The organism is Cupriavidus sp. DL-D2 (assembly GCF_039710735.1).
Classification (GTDB): Bacteria; Pseudomonadota; Gammaproteobacteria; order Burkholderiales; family Burkholderiaceae; genus Cupriavidus.
Map to the genome: position 1 here is coordinate 18036 of NZ_JBDKXK010000011.1, position 15992 is coordinate 34027.

Consider the following 15992-nt stretch of genomic DNA (forward strand, 5'->3'; position numbering starts at 1 on the left):
ACGCGGCCATTCAAGCGAAAAGGACTATTTTCATGCGACGTGATCGACCGTCTGGCATCTTGCTGCCCAACCTGCCGCGCCGCCGTTTCGTACAAGGTTTGGCCGCCGGCGGGGTAATGGCGGGGCTGAGTGCCTTGGGCGGAACTGCTTGGGCACAATCCTCGGGCCTCCCCGAAAGCACTTCATCCGGCACCGCCCCGGTATTGACTGGGACGGAGTTTGACCTTGTCATCGCCGAATCGGTTGTCAACTTTACCGGTACGCCCCGGCTAGCGACAACGATCAATGGGATGCTTCCCGGTCCGACGCTGCGCTGGCGGCAAGGCGACACGGTCACGATCCGCGTAACGAACCGCTTACGCGAGCATACCTCGATCCACTGGCACGGCATCATCCTGCCGTTCCAGATGGACGGCGTACCGGGAATCAGCTTTGCCGGTATCGCCCCCGGCGAGACATTTACCTACCAGTTCAAGGTCGAACAGACCGGCAGCTACTGGTATCACTCGCATTCCGGCTTCCAGGAAATGACCGGCGTGTATGGCGGCATCGTGATTGATCCGGCCGCCGGTGTGGACGGTGTCCGAGCCGACCGGGACTACACGATTCTGCTCTCGGACTGGACCGACGAAGATCCTATGCGGGTCCTGTCAAAACTGAAGGTTCAAGGCGACTACTACAACTACAACAAGCCGACCGTCTTCGATTTCTTCCGCGACGTTTCAAACGACGGTGTGAAGAGCGCTTTCGAAAAGCGCAAGATGTGGAACGAGATGCGGATGAATCCGACCGACCTCGCAGACCTTTCCAGTGCCACGCTGACCTATCTGACCAATGGCGTCACCCCCGCTGGCAATTGGACAGGCCTGTTCAAGCCCGGTGAGAAAGTGCGCCTACGATTCATCAACGGGTCCGGAAATACGTTTTATGACGTCCGTATTCCCGGCCTGAAGCTCAAGGTCATTCAAGTCGACGGCCAGAATCTGGAGCCCGTAAGCGTTGACGAGTTCCGCTTTGGTCCCGGCGAGACCTACGACGTGCTGGTGGAACCGCGAGACGACGCCTATACGATCTTCTCCCAATCCATGGATCGCACTGGCTACGCCCGCGGCACACTCGCGGTGCGAGCAGGACTCAGCGCCCAGGTGCCGGCCGTGGACAAGCCCGAGTGGCTCACCATGACCGACATGATGGGAAGCATGGGTGGCATGGGTGGCATGGGTGGCATGGGTGGCATGGACCACAGCAAGATGGACATGGGCGGCACGAGCCAAGGCGGCATGGCTGGCATGAACCATGGGGCCATGACCATGGACCATAGCCAGCACGCGATGGGTGGCATGGCCATGGATGCTTCGCTCAAGGTCCCCAGCACGAAGGCTCGGCACGCCAAGACCGAATATGGCGCGACCACGGACATGCACGTGGACATGGCCAGAACCAATCTCGACGACCCTGGCATCGGTCTGCGCAACAACGGCCGCCGAGTTCTCACGCTGGCCGATCAACATACCATTGGCGGCCCCCTCGACAGGCGCGGTCCCGCTCGGGAAGTCGAACTGCACCTGACCGGCAACATGGAACGCTACTCCTGGTCGATCGATGGTGTTGAGTACGGCAAATCGACACCTGTCCGCTTCAAGTACGGTGAACGACTGCGTGTGATTCTGCACAACGACACGATGATGACCCACCCGATGCACCTGCACGGCATGTGGAGCGAGCTCGAGTCACCTGACGGCTCGTTCCAGGCGCGTCGACATACCATCCCGGTCCAACCTGCGCAGCGGATCAGCTTCCTGGTAACCGCCGACGCACTGGGCCGCTGGGCATGGCACTGCCATCTCATGCTGCACATGGATGCCGGGATGTTCCGCGAAGTACTTGTGGCCTGATCCGACTCTCTTCAACCGACTACCAGATCCCATGTACAAGTACACACGAATTGCAGTCGCCGTCCTACTTACTGCGGGAATGAGCGCCGCGTGGGCACAGCACTCGCATTCGCCCAACAGTTCAAACAATGATGGTGCGCCGGCAAACGAAGCAACGCCGGATTCACGCCCCCAGAAGGCGACAGCCCCAACCGCGAAGAAGCAGGGCTCGACGCCGAGCGCAGGACAAGGTTCGATGCAGGGGATGGACCACAGCCAGATGCAGGGCATGGGCCAAGGCTCAATGCAGGGCATGGACCACAGCCAGATGCAGGGCATGGGCCAGGGTTCGATGCAGGGGATGGACCACAGCCAGATGCAGGGCATGGGCCAAGGCTCAATGCAGGGCATGGACCACAGCCAGATGCAGGGCATGGGCCAGGGTTCGATGCAGGGGATGGACCACAGCCAGATGCAGGGCATGGGCCAAGGCTCAATGCAGGGCATGGACCACAGCCAGATGCAGGGCATGGGCCAGGGTTCGATGCAGGGGATGGACCACAGCCAGATGCAGGGCATGGGCCAAGGCTCAATGCAGGGCATGGACCACAGCCAGATGCAGGGCATGGGCCAGGGTTCGATGCAGGGGATGGACCACAGCCAGATGCAGGGCATGGGCCAAGGCTCAATGCAGGGCATGGACCACAGCCAGATGCAGGGCATGGGCCAGGACTCGATGCAGGGCATGGACCACAGCCAGATACAAGGCATGGAGCAGGGCTCGATGCAAGGCATGGACCACAGCCAGATGCAGGGCATGGATCATGGCGCCATGCAGATGCAGGGTGGAAGCGCTCCGCCGGACGCCAGAGATCCAGATGCGTATTCCGACGGCGCAAAGCTCGGTGTCGGCCAATACGCGATCGGACCCAGCAGATCGCTGCATATGGCGGACGAACATATCTTCACGTCCGTTCTCGTTGATCGCCTTGAATGGACGAAAGGCAACGAAAGCAATGCGGCTTCCTATGAAGCGCAGGCGTGGATTGGGAATGCGTTCAACAAGTTCGTCATCAAGGCAGAAGGCGAGGTCGAAAAGGGCAAGGTTCCCGAAGCCCGCACCGAACTGTTGTGGGGACACGCCATTTCTACGTATTGGGACACCCAACTGGGTATCCGGAACGACGCCGGCTATGGGCGCCCAGCACGCAACTGGCTTGCGTTCGGTGTGCAAGGGTTGGCGCCTTACTGGTTCGAAGTCGAGGCGACCGGCTATGTCGGCACCGAGGGGCGAACCGCGCTGCGCCTCTCCGGTGAATATGATTTGCTGCTGACCCAGAGGCTGATCTTGCAGCCCAGGTTGGAAGCCAGCCTATACGGAAAGAACGACCCCGAAATCGGTATCGGCAGTGGCCTTTCCAGCGGCGCTGTCGGAGTGCGATTGCGCTATGAATTTAGCCGGCAGTTTGCGCCGTACATCGGTATCGAACGCTCGCAAAGCTTCGGCAATACCGCAAACATGGTCCGAGCCTCCGGTGGCCGCAGCGGCGAGACGCGCTTCGTCGCGGGTATTCGCATGTGGTTCTGACCGTCTTTTCTTTTCACACCCCACCAGTACTTGGAGTTCTTCATGCAAGCATCACGCCTCACTATTCGTGCGACCCTCACGGCTGCCGCATTGCTCGTCAGCTCCGTGGCCTTTGCGCACCCGAAGCTGCTCACGTCGACCCCCGCTGACAAGGCGGAAGTCGCCGCCCCCCAAAAGATCGAACTGAAGTTCTCAGAGAATCTTTCGACGCAGTTCTCCGGCGCAAATCTCCTGATGACCGGCATGCCGGGCATGGCTGACCACTCGCCGATGAAGATCGCAGCAAAGGTAGCCAGCGGCGACGATCCCAAGACCATGGTGGTCACGCCCGCGCAGCCGCTTAGCCCCGGCAACTATCGTGTGGAATGGCGCGCTGTATCGTCCGACACCCATCCGATCAACGGCAATATCACCTTCACCGTCAAGTAAGCTGCAATGGACTGGGCAACTGTCGCAGTGCGTTTCGCACTCTATCTAGATCTCGCAGCGCTGTTTGGCCTTCCGCTGTTCGCCTTGTATGCATTGCGCCAGGAGGAGCGGCGGTCATCGATCGGCGCCTCCTTTGCAACCCTTTGCAAGGTGGCCGCAACGCTCGGTATCGTCCTGTCGTTCGTGAACATCGCCGTTATGGCGAAGGGCATGACGGGCGCCGCTTCGTACACCGAACTTCAAGGCCACGTTTTCGAGATGATTGTGACCGGGACCGCGTTCGGTACGGCCTGGATGGTTCGTCTGGTTGCCCTGTTTCTGTGCCTGCTTGCCGCGCTTTTCCTGCGTAATCGGCCGCTGTCCCAGTTCAGCGCCATAACAGGCGGTGCCGCGTTCGCCCTGGCAACGTTGGCGTGGGGGGGGCACGGCGCGATGGACGACGGCGTAAAGGGCTATATCCACCTTGCATCAGACATCGCGCACCTGATCGCAGCCGGCGCATGGTTCGGTGCCCTGATCGCCTTCGTTGTGTTGTCCCGCACGGCCGCAACCCCCAACAAGGTGGCGCTACTGAGCCGGACGTCCAACGGGTTCGCCCAGGTCGGCACGATGGTGGTTGCCACCCTGGTGGTCACCGGCGTCGTCAACTACTGGATGATTATTGGGTTGCAACTGCCGGAACTGAGCCTGGCATCGTACGGTGGCCTGCTGCTATTCAAGCTAGCGCTCTTCGGCGTCATGCTGCTGCTCGCGGCTGCCAACCGTTTCCATCTCAGCCCGCAGCTTGAACATGCGGTTCGCACCGGGGATCACGTGGTCGCCGTACGCACGCTGCAACGCAGTTTGACGATCGAGACCGGCGCCGCGACGCTGATCCTGGTTCTGGTTGCGTCGCTCGGCATTCTTTCCCCCATGGCAATGTAAGACCTATCTAGTCCATGGGCTGAGTCGATCCGACTCAGCCCAGCCCTAACATCCCACCACCGAGGTTCGCCATGAAGACACTCGCGCTTTCCCTCATCGCCGTGGCCTTTGTACCGTTGCTGGCGACAGCCGCCCCGAGCAATGACAGCTCGGCCACTCGCAAACCGGCTGCATCGGTCACAGGACAACCTGGCGATAGTGCCAAGGCCACGCGCACGGTGGACGTCACGATGAACGACACCATGCGATTCTCGCCCGACGCGATCCCGGTGAAAGCGGGTGACACCATCCGGTTCCAGGTACGCAATGCCGGGATGGTCGAGCACGAAATGGTGATCGGCACGACGGCCGAACTGGAAGAGCATGCAAAAATGATGCGGGAGATGGCCGGCGAAAAGCACGCTGCCCCGAACAAGCTCACGCTCGCACCGGGCGCACAGGGAACTCTCGTCTGGCGGTTTGACAAGCCTGGTACCGTCGATTTCGCCTGCCTGGTGCCCGGCCACTTCGAAGCCGGTATGGTCGGCAAGGTCGTTGTGAGAAAATAGCGCGGCGCGCGACTAACCACTCCCGCCAAACAGACCGATGGCCTCCAACCTGTGACGACGACAGGCATGGAGGCCGTTCTTGTTGCTCGACAGACTAGCGACCGATGTACTCGTTGGTCGCCTCGCGCTGGGCGGCCTGCACCTTCTCTGGCCAGGTGCTTTTGATGTAGGCCAGTACTGCAACGATGTCCTCGTCTGACATCGACGACTTGAAGGCCGGCATGTCGCTGACATAATTGCTCGGTGCAGAGACGCCTGGTACCAATCCATTCTTCGTGAGCGAGAACAGTATCGCGTCTGCATGGTGCCAGGTATGGCCTGACGCGTCGTGTGGCGGGGCCGGCAGCCGCCCACTCGGAAGCCGATCGCGCCAGTTAGGCTGCCCTTCCAGTTTGGCACCGTGGCACGCGGCACATGCCTGCGCATATAGCTGCCTGCCTCGCTCCACCCGCTGTGAATCCGATGCGTCGATGCGCAATTCGCGCCCACTCCCTGCCCGATCGAGGATTGGCGGTGTCTCCAGATAGCGTTTGGTCTGCAGCGCGATGACCGTCGCGGCGACGGTACCTAACCCCAGGAGGCAGATGATCCTCCAGCGCGGCTTGTTGGATTCTTCCATGCCAGCATTGTCTGGTGGCATGGGCGCCGCCAGCTCTGATTCCGTTAGTCTTGGGAGAAGGGCTTACCCTGGAAATCCACCGTGACCAGGCCGCCGTTCAGCTTGCCCATGCCCGGTGAATTGGTCGGCATGCCGGGCACTGCAACGCCCTTGACTGCGCGATTGGCCACCAGTTTCTGGATAGCGGCGGCCGGCACGTGCCCCTCGATAACCTGACCGCTATTTTCGAGCACGGCGGTGTGGCAGGAACTGAATGAGGCAGGCACGCCAAGTCGCGTCTTTACCGAGGTCACATCCGTCGAGTTGATCACCTTGGTGGGGAAGCCGGCCTGATTGACGTGCTTCACCCACTCTTCGCAACAACCGCAGTTGGGATCCTTATAGACCATCATGGCAGGCGCCGCGGCATACGACACGGTACTTCCTGCCAGGATGGCAGCGGCAAACAGGTATTTCATTAGAATTTTCCTTGTACTGAACTTACTTGAAACAACGCCCGGCTCGCGTCAGACACTCGTCCGCCTGAGCCTCAGCGCGTTGGAAATCACCGATGCGGAACTCAGGCTCATCGCGAGTGCCGCAATCATGGGGGACAGCAACAACCCAGTAAACGGGTACAGGACGCCAGCGGCCAAGGGCACGCCAAGCGCGTTATAGACAAAGGCAAATGCCAGGTTTTGCTTCATGTTGCGGATCGTCGCTTCCGAGAGGTTTCGGGCTCGGGCGATGCCGCGCAAATCGCCCTTGACCAGGGTAACCTGGGCACTGTTCATTGCCACATCGGTCCCGGTGCCCATGGCGATGCCCACATCGGCCTTGGCCAGTGCAGGTGCGTCGTTGATCCCGTCACCCGCCATGGCTACCACGTCGCCAGCGTCCTGCAGTTGCGTCACCAACGCAAGCTTGTCGGCGGGCTTCACTTCCCCGCGGAACTCGTCGATGTTCAGATTGGTGGCCACCGCCTTCGCTGTGGCGAGGCCATCGCCGGTGGCCATGATCACGCGGATACCCTCGTCCCGCAGACTCTGCAACGCTTCCGGCGTCGAGTGCTTGATGGGGTCCGATACGGCAAGTAGCCCAGCCAGCGTGCCGTCAATGGACAAATACATGACGCTGGCTCCTTGCACGCGCAGGTCGTCGGCTTGCGCACGCAGCGGCTCGACCTGGACACGCTCCTCCTCCATGAGCGCCGTGTTGCCAATGGCGAGCCTTTTCCCGGCCACGATTCCTCGAACGCCAATCCCCGTGCTCGATTCAAAATTCTCAGCCTTCTCCAGGGACAGTCCCGCATCCAGCGCGGCGCTAACCAGTGCGGCAGCCAGCGGATGCTCGCTCCCCTGGTCAAGGCTTGCGGCAAGCCACAGCACCTCTTCCTCGGCATAGCCATTGACGCCAACAGATCGCGCGAAGGCGGGCCTGCCCTCGGTCAATGTACCGGTCTTGTCGACGATCAGTGCGGTAACCTTGCGCAGGTTCTCGATCGCCGCCGCGTCGCGAAACAGCACGCCGTTTGCAGCTCCCTTACCGCTTGCGACCATGATCGACATTGGCGTGGCCAATCCGAGCGCACACGGGCAAGCGATAATCAGCACGGCAACGGCGTTGATCAGGCCAAACACCCAACTCGGTTCGGGACCGAAGAGCCCCCATGCGAGAAACGTGGTCACCGCCACACCGATGACTGCGAGCACGAATACCCCGGCGACCCGATCGGCCATGCGCTGCATCGGCGCCTTCGACCGCTGCGCCTGGGCAACCATCTGGACGATCTGCGACAACATGGTCTGCGCACCGACCTTCTCCGACCGAATGATCAGGCTGCCCGAAGTGTTGATCGTCGCGCCAATGACATGGTCACCCGCGCGTTTGGAAACCGGCATGGGCTCGCCCGTAATCATCGATTCGTCAATCGAGCTGCTACCCTCCGTAACGACACCGTCCGCCGGCACTTTTTCGCCGGGCCGGACCCGCAACAGGTCTCCCACGTGAACGTGGGTCAGGGCCACATCTTCCTCTTGTCCGTCGGGGCCAATGCGCCGGGCAGTTTTTGGTGCCAGGCCGAGCAGCGATTTGATTGCGGCGGAGGTCTGCGAGCGCGCCTTCAACTCAAGAAGCTGCCCGAGCAGGGTGAGCGAGATGATGACCGCGGCGGCTTCAAAATACACGCCGATACGCCCATGCGCGGCGAACGCGGGCGGGAAAACGCCCGGCGCAACCGTCGCCACCACGCTATAAATATAGGCAGCACCGGTTCCCAGCCCAATCAGGGTCCACATGTTCGGACTACGATTGATGAACGATTGCAGGCAGCGTTCGAAGAATGGCCAACCCGCCCACAGGACGACCGGCGTCGCCAGAACAAACTCCACCCAGCTTTGCGTGTCGGGTGACATCAAGCCCAGCCGAGATCCGAACATCGCAAGTACAAAGACGATTGCGGTCAGCGGAAGCGTCCACCAGAAGCGGCGTCGAAAATCCGTCAGCTCAGGATTTTCGCCGTCCTCGATATCCGGCAACAGCGGCTCCAGGGCCATCCCGCACTTCGGGCAGTTCCCGGGATGATCCCGACGAATCTCCGGGTGCATCGGGCACGTATAGATGGTCCCTTCCGGTTCGGCAACCAGTGGCGCAGCATCAGAGGTCGTCACCCCCGCATACTTCGCCGGCCCCTGCAGAAACTTCTGATGGCAGGAGTTACTGCAAAAGTAATACTGCTTGCCATCGTGTTCGTCGCGGAATTTGGATTCCGTCGATACCGCCATCCCGCAAACCGGATCTTTCAAGTCGGTCTCGGGCGCGCGCTTGCCATCGCATGGCGAACCATGCCCGGCATGCGAATGGCCATGATGCGCGTCATGATCGCCGGGCGACGCTGCGCCGTGCGCAGCGTGATCGTGTGGCTGGAGCGGACTACGTTCATTCATTGTGCGACTCCTGTGTTCCGACGCGCTCTTCGTTTGCCTCGTTACCTCTCGCCGAGGACGAATTCCGCTGGCGCCCGGCGTGATGGAAATGCATCAACGGGCACAGCAACACTAGCCCAAAAGGCAACTTCGACGCAAGCCGCTTCCAGCCCGAGTTAGCGAAAGCGAGCACGACGATCAACACGGCCCCCAGTGCAAGCCACCCAATCGCCCGCCGGTTAAGCCCGGTCTTCGAACCAGCATCCGGTACTACGTGGGAATCCATGACGTCACCTTTCAGATAATTTTCCAAGCCACGACCCGACAACGCTTACCCGATACACCATAATCCTTCCCGCCGTGGGAAGGTCAAGTTCGCTTGAGACCGTTTTGGCGCACAGTATTCCGCGCCCGCGGTGATACACTGCCCGGCAAAAAAGTGACGCCATGACAGACACCACCCGAACTCTCATTGAACGCTGGAAATCCGATCCGAACGGCACCTATCAAACCTGGTTCCTCTGGCCTGAACGCCTCAAGAATTTCAGATCCATCCGGCGCGGGATCGGCGCCGTCGTCGAGGAAATTCACGCAGGCACCTTTGGCAATGCGTACCGAGGATCGTCTCTGGAGACCGTTGTCGCTTCGATTGCCGAACAGCGACAGATCTTCAAGGGTGCCGATCACGCGTTTCTTTGGAAGCCAAAACTGCGCATTCCCGATATTTACGAGAACGCCGACAACCAGCGGGCGTTCGCAAGGTTGCTTCACACGTGCAATTGTTGTGATACCGAGGCAGAGATGCTCACCGCCATCCAGCGACTGAGCGGCGTGGGAATCAAAGGCCTCGGTCCCGCCGTCGCCAACCTGCTCTATTTCATCCACCCCACCCTGCTGCCACCGTTCAATACTGCGATCGTGAACGGCTACAACGCCCTGACCGGTGCGGCGGTCAAGCTGGGCAAGTGGGATCACTACCTTGCAATGCGCGACGGCATCCTGGCGCTCAATCATCGCTATCGTGAGGTCCTTTCCAATGATCTGGGTGCGCTGGCCGGCCTGCTATTTGACGTCGGCACAGGGCGTTATCCCGCTCCGCCACGCAACGATCTGCCCGGCGAGGTCAGCGCGTGGGAAGACGATCTGGCCAAGGTCAGGGAACAGGCGTCTGCACTCGCCAAGCAGATCCAGGCAGGCAAACTTGAAGATGCCACACATACCGAAGTCCAAGGCTGGCTAAGAGATCTCGGCAAGTCGCTCGGCTACGCGGTTTGGATCGCGACCAACGACCGGGGGCGCGAATACAATGGCGAGCCCCTCAGTCTTGGGTGTTTGTCCGCCTTACCGGCGACGCTGCTCGTCTCGGGCGGTGAGACGGTCCCGCTGATCGACGCGGTCTGGCTGGATCCCGCAACCCTTGAGGTGGCCGCCGCGTTCGAGGTCGAGCATTCGACATCGATCTACTCCGGCATCGTGCGGCTGCTGGATCTTGCCCTGGGCACCAGTCAATCCGCCACCAAACATCTATTCCTCGTGGCGCCAGATAACCGAGAAGCGGAAGTCCGTGCGCAACTCAGCCGGCCGGCATTCAACCGTGTCGCGGAACTCAATATGCGATACGTCCCATACTCCAGCCTTCGCGAGCATCGGGAGAACATCGCGCGCTTTGGCACGGGCATCAAGCCGATCGAGGCGATCGCCAAATCCTTGTAGTTCGCGCTTCACGGCCGGCGGGGCCCCAAAATGCACAACGCCCATGGAGGACACCGAGCCTTACTCGGTGCGCCATGGGCGCGTGCCGTCTCAGCCAGGACCTTGACGATCAAGCGCCGTCAGAGAACGTATCGCGGGTTCCGACGGAATGTCCGCCGTCGGTGAACGGGTCACGCGTGCCCATCGAATGCGCACCATCCGTGAACGGATCGCGCACCCCCATCGAGTGGCCGCCATCCGTATAGGGATCGCGCAGGGAAGTTACCCCGGCGTTCGCGACCCCTGCCGCTCCACCAAGCGTGGCGACTGCCAGCACCAGAAGGACACTCTTTTTCAGCGTTTTCATCGTAATCTCCAAGGAGTAGGGGTTCAGCGAACCGTTCATATACAGCTTACGTGACGGTTGCCGACCCACGCCTGACCGAAACATGACAAAACAGACAGGTGCGCGGCTAGCGCCGTGCCTGGTCAGTGGCCGGTGTACAGTTCGCTCCGCTCGATGTACACCCAGACACCCTGGCTGTTAGGCAATTCCGGGAAGAGTACGTTGAGGGCAATGGCCTTGGTGCGGGCCAACTGCCCGAACGCGAAAGTGATCTCGCTCGCCCCACTCTTGAAGGTTACGGTCTCGCCCGAATCGACATTCACATACTTCAGGCCCGGCGCAACGTCGACGACACGCGAGGTGCTTCCCGCCGGCGCCTCGCTGCCGAACAGCGAAGCCTGCGGGCCGGGCTTGATAGCGGACAACGAAGAGAGGCCCGCTCCGGCGCCATGATCATGATGTGCAGCCGCTTGCATCTGGGCTTGCTGCGACCAGCCGGCTGCGCTGGTGGATTCGAGCTTGTCAGCGCTCCATGCAGCGGAGGCTGCGAGAAGTGCGGCGACGCCGAGCATGAGCGACGCGATCGAGGGCTTTTGAGATGTCATGATTTTCTCCTTATGAGTTTCGGGCCTAACCCTTGCCAACGATGTTAGCCATCCAGCCCAGGCGAACACCTTACCCACCCGTTACAACTCGGAAAGCCCCACGAATAGCGCAACCGAGATCGTCAGCCTTGCGTTAGCCATGCCAGACGCTCACGCTAAAGCATCGCGTCACGATGCATCGTGACCTGTCCCGACGGGCTAGTGGCACCGATGTAATGCCCATCTCAGACCGAAGGACGAGAACCTATTTCTTGCTGTTTACATGCTTATGGCTTGCCCCACCCCATATTCCCCGTCACCCCCCTACGCCCTCATCCAGTGGCTGCGGTCCCTACCCTCTGCCGTTATCACGGCTCCAGGACGCCGTCTCGCCGATGGCTTCATACATGCCAGGCCTCCTCGGAAGCACGGGAGACCCTGAAGTCGATGTGCTGTCAAACTGGCTGCGTAGCAGCAACGAAGAACTGTCTGTCGTCGCATGGTCCAAGGTCGTCGCGCTGCGAGGCCATCTGCAGTGTTTGCTGGCGCAGCGGGGCAAAGACGAGTGGTGGGCGCACAGACGCGAAGGCCTGCAGCGAGCTCTGGATGAATTCTCGATCGGTAGCAAAGATGGGCAATCCTGCCCGATTGCCGGCGGGGCTCCGGTTCCACCTCGCGCCGCTAGCCGCTGAGAGAAGAATCTGGGCGGATGCCATTCGCCAGTGGTACAACCTATGTGCGACACAGTTGTCCGACTCCGCTCTCGCGCAATGGGTAAGCGCTGAAGATCGCCGCCGATTTGCGGTTCCTCGCAACGAGGCCTAATTCACCCCAAAAACGTTCTGCAGTTGTAATGGGAGGGTCATCTGTAGGTTCGGTTGGCCGGACTAGACTGGCATTGTCGAATTGGTAGGGCGTATCGCGCCCCCCGACCGTTGTGCTCATAGCGTTCCGGCACACGCGCAGACGATCCTTGTCCAAAGGGGGACCGGATCGTATTGAATAGAACTCAACAGGAGGCAACTCATGAAACGTACCACTGCGGCCCTGTTCGCTCTCACGATCTCGATCGTCGGTATCGGCAGCGCCATTGCAGAAACCGCGCGCAATACTGAGCGTGGACAGATTCATCGACCGAGGGATCCGTACACGGACGGCGCTAAAGCCGCCGACTTCGATGTGTACGGCGGTGGCGCAAAGATTGAGCATCGCGTGGGTGAAGACATCGCGAAATAGCCCAGCCAAGAATGCAGTGGAAACGCCAGCCTCGCGGATTTGACTTGTACGAACACAGGACACGATATCGGCCCACTCCTCCAATGGCCCTCATCTTCGCATCGCCGGGTTCGATATCCATGAGATCTGCCGTTCCCCCGGTGGAACATAGCGGTTGCTCCGATCTAGGCAACCACTTTTTTTGGCGAGACGCCTCCAGACGATTGGGGACTGGCACGGTATCGACCTATCGACAGTTAACGCTACGAACGCCGGGCTACAAGCTATGATCGGCACCAAAGCCCGCATCTCTGGCGGAACGCTGGAAGCTCAGCCCCAAATGACTCACCATCCTTTGGTGATCCATGCCCACGCGTCACTTTTTTCTTGCCAATTTTGCGCGAGCGGCCATGGAAATCGAGACGGCCACGGCGTATATCACACCATTCAATCCAAGGCGATTGTAGATGATTCTAAACTTCTCCAATCGCTTCTCCCTGGGAAACGATGCACTGATTCCACTTGGCTCTATGCATGAAAACGCCATCGGAACATAGCGGAACGCTCCGGCCGCATATCGCTTGTAATATTGAATAACGAAATCCAGGTCCGAATAGATCCTGTATCTTTCCTCGTAGCGCAGATCGCAAACACGAAATGCCATCGCTTGATGGCATGCGTGAATAACGCCGGCGCGAAGCCTCAGTAACGGTGCGGCAGGCTCCAGACCATTCCGGCCAAGATTGTCACCATAGATCAACCAGGGCTCCGCCGAGGATTCGTTCTTGCTCCGCATCATCTCAGAGAGTACGCCTGGCGAAGCGAAGCAATCCCCCGAATTCATGAATACCGCCCACTCTCCTCTCGCAACGTTTAACCCTTTGTTCATTGCGGCGTACACTCCGCCATCCGGCTCACTAAAAAAATGGTCGACTTCTGATCGCCGTAGCTTTGCCAGCTCAACGGATCCATCCGTAGAGGCGCCGTCGACAATAATGAACTCAACACGGAAATTGTCACGAACCTGCGCGGACACGCTATCGATTGTCCTTGACAGCCCGACGCAATTGTTGAGATTGACGGTTATAACAGATACTAAGGTCATCGCCATCCCACTAGCCTAAGGTGCGAAAGCACAGTGCCATGTACCACCCCGCGTGCTCGTCGTCCGGCATTCTTTTTGTCCCGCAAAAATTGACCGGCCGTACAAATCCATCATCGCCCAACTCTTGCCACGACTCTATTCACCGATTAACAAAAGCCACTGCACCGATCAGGATAGAGGATCGAAGGTGACGAATACCTGTCCAACTGGTTACCGGCTGGCGCCATCGCAGCAACCTGTCGGATGAGCGCCCTTGTTCATGGCGGCATTCATGCGCCATGCGTGGCTCCGTATCATCCTGGAGAAAAGCTCCCGTCATGCAGGTTGCAATCAACGCCTCCCGTCGGCCTCGAATATTGTCCCGGCTCCTACCCCGCCGTTTGGGCGGGATGGCGGGTTTCAACGCATGCACACGGCGTGGTGAATCGCGTCGCAGCAGGAGGATTGATTTGTGAAAGCGCCGCGATCCTGCGCTTCGTGCAGGGACTCTCGCGTCGACGCGCACACCTTGCCTCTACCGATTGCGTACGATGCAGAATCCTTCAATGATGTGGCGCGTCGTCGGGCTAACGACAATCTCGTCCAGCTCGGATGGGGCGAACCACTGGCAGCGCTGGATCTCCTTGCCCGGCATGGCGGCGTCGGTCTTGCTGATATTCGCAACGAAAACGTGGTGCACCGTTGTCGCAACAATCACTTGAAATAGGAACTCACGCCCTTTTGCGATCAGCGTCGTCTCTTCATAAAGCACCCGTGCTGCGGCACTGGCAAGAACTTCAGCTTTGCCCGGACGCCCACCAGGCAAAGCCCATCTGCTGTCATCCTTGGTAACGAGTAGTATGCGGCCCCCGCGTGTACAAACGACTGTGGCCCTTACTTTCGTCTTCATTGATCCCTTGGGCTGAAGTCAGCGATGGGCCTGAGGTTGCACCCAAGGCAAATGCTTTCGTAACGCCAGGTTCGCTGGCATCGGCGCGCAGACCAGAACACCCCGCTCGAGAACGGACGGACTTCCGCGTCTTGCGTCAGCCGACTGCGGCGGTTCGTCTTACTGGACATGGTTGTTCGTGCCGACTGTCTGCCCATTCCCGTGAAAGCTCAGACGCTTCCCTTGCAATGGCATCCTGGTACGCAAGCGGTAATCCGGATTCCAGCGTTACCAGCGGTTGCCAGCCCGAAGCGCTGATGACACTGCAGTCCAGGCGCTTGCGCGGCGTGCCGTCAGGACGCGCGCTGTCGAACACGATGCTGCCCTGATAGCCCACCACTTGCGCCACCAGCAGCGCCAACTGGCGGAGCGAGACTTCCTCTCCAGTACCGACGTTCAGGAAACCGGCCTTGCCTGCGTGTGTCCAGTAGGCCTGGCGGGACAGGCCCATCACGTGCAAGCAAGCGTGCGCCAGGTCGTCGGTATACAGGAACTCGCGCATCGGCGTACCCGATCCCCATACCGTCACCTCGGGTGCATCCGCAATCTTCGCTTCGTGAAAGCGTCGGATCAGCGCGGGGATCACGTGGCTGTTCTCGGGATGGTAGTTATCGCCGAGCCCATAGAGATTGGTCGGCATCACGCAGCGAAAGTCCGCATCGTACTGACGGTTGTAGGTCTTGCACAGCGTCATGCCCGCGATCTTGGCAATGGCGTAAGGCGCATCGGTGGGCTCCAGTTCGCCGCACAGCAGTGCGGATTCCTTGATCGGTTGCGGCGCGAACTTCGGATAGATGCAACTTGACCCGAGAAACAGTAGCCGTTCGACGCCGTTGCGCCAGGCCTCGTGTATCACGTTAGCGGCAATCATCAGATTCTGCTGGATGAACTCGGCTGGGTAGGTGTCATTGGCGTGGATACCGCCCACACGCGCTGCCGCCAGATAGACTTGCGAGATCCCTTCGGTGGCGAAGAAGTAGCTGACTTCCTGCTGGTCGGTGAGATCGACCTCGGCATGCGTGCGGACGACCAGTTCCACGTCATCGCGCTTGGCCAGCGCACGCGCAATCGCTGAGCCGACCATGCCGCGATGGCCGGCCACGAACACTCGTTGGATAGGTTTGTTCATGATTGTCATTGGGAGAGGTCTGCCATCTTGACCAGCGTCTCGTGGTGCGCAGACAGGAAGTGTGCTTCGATCATTTCATTCACGAATTCGCCGACGTGAAGCGTCATG

At 60.0% G+C, this 15992-nt stretch carries 17 protein-coding genes; 7 read left to right on the plus strand and 10 right to left on the minus strand.

Annotation, left to right across the window (positions count from 1 at the left end; genetic code table 11):
* Nucleotides 1-32 precede the first annotated feature (32 nt).
* From ABDB81_RS07815 to ABDB81_RS07835, 5 genes are all read left to right on the plus strand, one after another.
* Complete coding sequence (locus ABDB81_RS07815; protein WP_160475184.1) at nt 33-1895, plus strand: copper resistance system multicopper oxidase; 1863 nt, start codon at nt 33-35, stop codon at nt 1893-1895.
* A gap of 604 nt (nt 1896-2499) precedes the next feature.
* A complete protein-coding gene (locus tag ABDB81_RS07820; protein WP_346810621.1) occupies nt 2500-3462 on the plus strand; it encodes a copper resistance protein B in 963 nt (320 codons plus the stop codon).
* Between the two features lie 42 nt (nt 3463-3504).
* Nucleotides 3505-3891, plus strand: a complete 387-nt coding sequence (copC, locus tag ABDB81_RS07825) for a copper homeostasis periplasmic binding protein CopC (protein ID WP_137928061.1) — start codon at nt 3505-3507, stop codon at nt 3889-3891.
* A gap of 6 nt (nt 3892-3897) precedes the next feature.
* A complete protein-coding gene (copD, locus tag ABDB81_RS07830; protein WP_137928062.1) occupies nt 3898-4815 on the plus strand; it encodes a copper homeostasis membrane protein CopD in 918 nt (305 codons plus the stop codon).
* 71 nt (nt 4816-4886) lie between these two features.
* The gene (locus tag ABDB81_RS07835; protein WP_137928063.1) at nt 4887-5363 is read left to right on the plus strand and encodes a cupredoxin family protein; all 477 of its coding nucleotides are present in this window, start codon (nt 4887-4889) and stop codon (nt 5361-5363) included.
* 94 nt (nt 5364-5457) lie between these two features.
* On the opposite strand, the gene ABDB81_RS07840 is transcribed toward ABDB81_RS07835, so the two are convergent.
* From ABDB81_RS07840 to ABDB81_RS07860, 5 genes are read right to left on the minus strand one after another with little or no spacing between them, the layout of a single operon-like run.
* Nucleotides 5458-5982, minus strand: a complete 525-nt coding sequence (locus ABDB81_RS07840) for a cytochrome c (protein ID WP_137928064.1) — start codon at nt 5980-5982, stop codon at nt 5458-5460.
* Nucleotides 5983-6026: 44 nt separating this feature from the next.
* Complete coding sequence (locus ABDB81_RS07845) at nt 6027-6440, minus strand: DUF411 domain-containing protein (RefSeq protein WP_137928065.1); 414 nt, start codon at nt 6438-6440, stop codon at nt 6027-6029.
* A 48-nt stretch (nt 6441-6488) separates the two neighbouring features.
* Nucleotides 6489-8765, minus strand: a complete 2277-nt coding sequence (locus tag ABDB81_RS07850) for a heavy metal translocating P-type ATPase (RefSeq protein WP_255459752.1) — start codon at nt 8763-8765, stop codon at nt 6489-6491.
* Complete coding sequence (locus ABDB81_RS07855) at nt 8762-8902, minus strand: hypothetical protein (protein WP_237381005.1); 141 nt, start codon at nt 8900-8902, stop codon at nt 8762-8764. The genes ABDB81_RS07850 and ABDB81_RS07855 overlap by 4 nt, the downstream gene beginning before the upstream one ends.
* Nucleotides 8899-9171 carry a DUF2933 domain-containing protein gene (locus tag ABDB81_RS07860; RefSeq protein WP_137928172.1) on the minus strand — a complete coding sequence of 91 codons (273 nt, stop codon included), beginning with the start codon at nt 9169-9171 and terminating at the stop codon, nt 8899-8901. Before ABDB81_RS07860 ends, ABDB81_RS07855 begins: the two co-directional genes overlap by 4 nt.
* Nucleotides 9172-9332: 161 nt before the next feature.
* Between ABDB81_RS07860 and ABDB81_RS07865 the strand changes: the two genes are divergently transcribed.
* Entirely contained in the window at nt 9333-10598 is a 1266-nt protein-coding gene (locus ABDB81_RS07865) for a type II restriction endonuclease (protein ID WP_137928171.1), read from the plus strand.
* A gap of 109 nt (nt 10599-10707) precedes the next feature.
* Here ABDB81_RS07865 and ABDB81_RS07870 read toward each other — a convergent pair whose 3' ends face one another.
* Complete coding sequence (locus ABDB81_RS07870; RefSeq protein WP_137928170.1) at nt 10708-10944, minus strand: hypothetical protein; 237 nt, start codon at nt 10942-10944, stop codon at nt 10708-10710.
* 122 nt (nt 10945-11066) lie between these two features.
* Nucleotides 11067-11528, minus strand: a complete 462-nt coding sequence (locus tag ABDB81_RS07875) for a CzcE family metal-binding protein (protein ID WP_137928169.1) — start codon at nt 11526-11528, stop codon at nt 11067-11069.
* Between the two features lie 1005 nt (nt 11529-12533).
* Here ABDB81_RS07875 and ABDB81_RS07880 point away from each other — a divergent pair.
* Complete coding sequence (locus ABDB81_RS07880; protein WP_137928168.1) at nt 12534-12743, plus strand: hypothetical protein; 210 nt, start codon at nt 12534-12536, stop codon at nt 12741-12743.
* Nucleotides 12744-13098: 355 nt separating this feature from the next.
* On the opposite strand, the gene ABDB81_RS07885 is transcribed toward ABDB81_RS07880, so the two are convergent.
* The 3 genes from ABDB81_RS07885 to ABDB81_RS07895 all read right to left on the minus strand — a co-directional run bounded on the left by ABDB81_RS07885 (nt 13099) and on the right by ABDB81_RS07895 (nt 15884).
* Nucleotides 13099-13833: a glycosyltransferase gene (locus ABDB81_RS07885; RefSeq protein ID WP_137928167.1), complete on the minus strand. Its 735-nt coding sequence runs from the start codon at nt 13831-13833 to the stop codon at nt 13099-13101.
* 508 nt (nt 13834-14341) lie between these two features.
* On the minus strand, nt 14342-14716 hold the full coding sequence (locus tag ABDB81_RS07890; protein ID WP_137928166.1) for an NUDIX domain-containing protein: 375 nt from the start codon (nt 14714-14716) through the stop codon (nt 14342-14344).
* A 136-nt stretch (nt 14717-14852) separates the two neighbouring features.
* Nucleotides 14853-15884 (minus strand): GDP-L-fucose synthase, encoded by a 1032-nt coding sequence (locus ABDB81_RS07895; RefSeq protein ID WP_237381006.1) that lies wholly within the window; start codon nt 15882-15884, stop codon nt 14853-14855.
* Between the last annotated feature and the right edge of the window lie 108 nt (nt 15885-15992).

Excerpts from the sequence above, each read along its gene's own strand:
- ABDB81_RS07815 (WP_160475184.1), top strand. The coding sequence starts at position 33 with ATGCGACGTGATCGACCGTCTGGCATCTTGCTGCCCAACCTGCCGCGC.
- ABDB81_RS07820 (WP_346810621.1), top strand. The coding sequence starts at position 2,500 with ATGGGCCAGGGTTCGATGCAGGGGATGGACCACAGCCAGATGCAGGGC.
- copC (WP_137928061.1), top strand. The coding sequence starts at position 3,505 with ATGCAAGCATCACGCCTCACTATTCGTGCGACCCTCACGGCTGCCGCA.
- copD (WP_137928062.1), top strand. The coding sequence starts at position 3,898 with ATGGACTGGGCAACTGTCGCAGTGCGTTTCGCACTCTATCTAGATCTC.
- ABDB81_RS07835 (WP_137928063.1), top strand. The coding sequence starts at position 4,887 with ATGAAGACACTCGCGCTTTCCCTCATCGCCGTGGCCTTTGTACCGTTG.
- ABDB81_RS07840 (WP_137928064.1), bottom strand. The coding sequence starts at position 5,982 with ATGGAAGAATCCAACAAGCCGCGCTGGAGGATCATCTGCCTCCTGGGG.
- ABDB81_RS07845 (WP_137928065.1), bottom strand. The coding sequence starts at position 6,440 with ATGAAATACCTGTTTGCCGCTGCCATCCTGGCAGGAAGTACCGTGTCG.
- ABDB81_RS07855 (WP_237381005.1), bottom strand. The coding sequence starts at position 8,902 with ATGAACGTAGTCCGCTCCAGCCACACGATCACGCTGCGCACGGCGCAG.
- ABDB81_RS07860 (WP_137928172.1), bottom strand. The coding sequence starts at position 9,171 with ATGGATTCCCACGTAGTACCGGATGCTGGTTCGAAGACCGGGCTTAAC.
- ABDB81_RS07865 (WP_137928171.1), top strand. The coding sequence starts at position 9,333 with ATGACAGACACCACCCGAACTCTCATTGAACGCTGGAAATCCGATCCG.
- ABDB81_RS07870 (WP_137928170.1), bottom strand. The coding sequence starts at position 10,944 with ATGAAAACGCTGAAAAAGAGTGTCCTTCTGGTGCTGGCAGTCGCCACG.
- ABDB81_RS07875 (WP_137928169.1), bottom strand. The coding sequence starts at position 11,528 with ATGACATCTCAAAAGCCCTCGATCGCGTCGCTCATGCTCGGCGTCGCC.
- ABDB81_RS07880 (WP_137928168.1), top strand. The coding sequence starts at position 12,534 with ATGAAACGTACCACTGCGGCCCTGTTCGCTCTCACGATCTCGATCGTC.
- ABDB81_RS07885 (WP_137928167.1), bottom strand. The coding sequence starts at position 13,833 with ATGGCGATGACCTTAGTATCTGTTATAACCGTCAATCTCAACAATTGC.
- ABDB81_RS07890 (WP_137928166.1), bottom strand. The coding sequence starts at position 14,716 with ATGAAGACGAAAGTAAGGGCCACAGTCGTTTGTACACGCGGGGGCCGC.
- ABDB81_RS07895 (WP_237381006.1), bottom strand. The coding sequence starts at position 15,884 with ATGAACAAACCTATCCAACGAGTGTTCGTGGCCGGCCATCGCGGCATG.